This window comes from Actinosynnema sp. (assembly GCF_052038725.1).
This window is the reverse complement of sequence record NZ_JBQGCX010001355.1, coordinates 1-1,658: the sequence shown is the minus strand read 5'-3', so window position 1 is coordinate 1,658 and position 1,658 is coordinate 1. Positions and strand designations below refer to the sequence as shown.

Here is a 1,658-nt window from a genome sequence, read left to right as displayed (position 1 = left end):
CGTGCTTACCCCCGCTGGAGACCTGGTGAGACCCGCCCGTGCCGCGACGCTCGTCGCCCTCCTGACCGCCGCGCTGATCCCGGCGCCCGCGCACGCCCAACCCGCGCCCGAGCCCGAGGGCAGGCAGACCTGGTCGGTCAGCCCCGCGGGGGCAGGCGGCCCGGACGGTCGTCCCGGCTTCGAGTACGTGGTGGAACCGGGGATGCGCTACGACGACCACCTCGCGGTGCGCAACCTCGGCGACGCCGAGCTGACCGTGGACCTGTACGCGGGCGACGCGGTCAACACCGACACCGGCGGGTTCGACCTGCTGGCCCGCGACGAGCCCTCGTCGTCCGTCGGCCGCTGGATCTCCTTGCCCGCCAACCGGGTCACCGTGCCGCCGCGCCAGGTGGTCGTGGTCCCGTTCAGCCTCGCCGTCCCCGCCGACGCCGAGCCGGGCGACCGCGTCGGCGGCGTCGTGGCCGCGCTGACCACCGGCGCGGACGTGCAGGTCGAGCGCCGCGTGGGAGCCCGCGTCTACGCGCGCGTGGCGGGCGCCGTCACCCCGGCGGTCGGCGTCGAGTCGCTGTCCGCTGCCTACCGCGCCTCGCTCAACCCGGCGGGGACCGGTGAGCTGGACGTCACCTACACCGTCGTCAACCGGGGCAACGTCCGCCTGACCCTGCGCCCTTCCGTTGCCGTGGAAGGGCTCTTCGGCCTCGGCGAGGTCACCGCCGCCGACGACGTGCTGCCGGAACTGCTGCCCGGCAACGCCATCACGCTCACCCGCACCGTCACCGGGGTGTGGCCGCTCGGCCCCCTGGACGTGCGCGTCACCGCCGAACCCGTGGCCTCCGCGGGGCAGGCCCTCGCGGGCGCGGTCGAGCCCGGCGCCGCCGAGACCACCGCGTGGGCGTGGTCCTGGACCACGATCACCACCCTGCTCCTGCTGGCCGCCACCCTGCTGGCCCTCTGGCGCGTCCGCCGCAAGATCCGCGCCCTGCGCGTCGCCGCCGCGAAACCCCGACCCACCACCAAGAACCCAGGACCATGAACGCGCACCCAGACACCCGCGTCCCCGTCACCGTGCTCTCCGGCTTCCTCGGCGCGGGCAAGACCACCCTCCTCAACCACGTCCTCGCCAACCGCGACGGCCGCCGCGTCGCCGTGGTCGTCAACGACATGAGCGAGGTCAACATCGACGCCTCCCTGGTCAGGGGCCGGGGCGGCGAGCGCCTGGTGGAGCTGACCAACGGGTGCATCTGCTGCACCCTGCGGGAGGACCTGCTGGAGAGCGTGGGCGAACTCGCCCGCGACGGCCGCTTCGACACCATCCTCATCGAGTCCACCGGCATCTCCGAGCCCATGCCGGTCGCCGCGACCTTCGAGTGGACCTTCGAGGACGGCACGAGCCTGTCCGACCACGCCCGCCTGGACACCACCGTCACCGTGGTCGACGCCGCCACGTTCCTCGCCGAGGTCGAGCGCGGCGACCGGCTGGACGAGCGCGGCATGGAGGCCGAGGAGGGCGACGAGCGCGGCATCTCCGACCTGCTGGTCGACCAGGTCGAGTTCGCGGACGTGCTGGTCATCAGCAAGGCGGACCTCGCGACCGCCGAGGAGCTGGGGCGCCTCGAGGCGGTCCTGCGGGTCCTCAACCGCGAGGCGAGGATCCT

The 1,658-nt window shown here is 74.0% G+C and carries 2 protein-coding genes; both read left to right on the top strand.

What is annotated here, in order from left to right:
• On the top strand, positions 1 to 1,036 hold a 1,036-nt coding region (locus tag ACTUAL_RS28615; protein WP_440902415.1), incomplete at its 5' end, for a WxL protein peptidoglycan domain-containing protein.
• The coding region (locus ACTUAL_RS28610; protein ID WP_440902414.1) for a GTP-binding protein at positions 1,033 to 1,658 on the top strand (626 nt) is incomplete at its 3' end. The genes ACTUAL_RS28615 and ACTUAL_RS28610, both read left to right, overlap by 4 nt.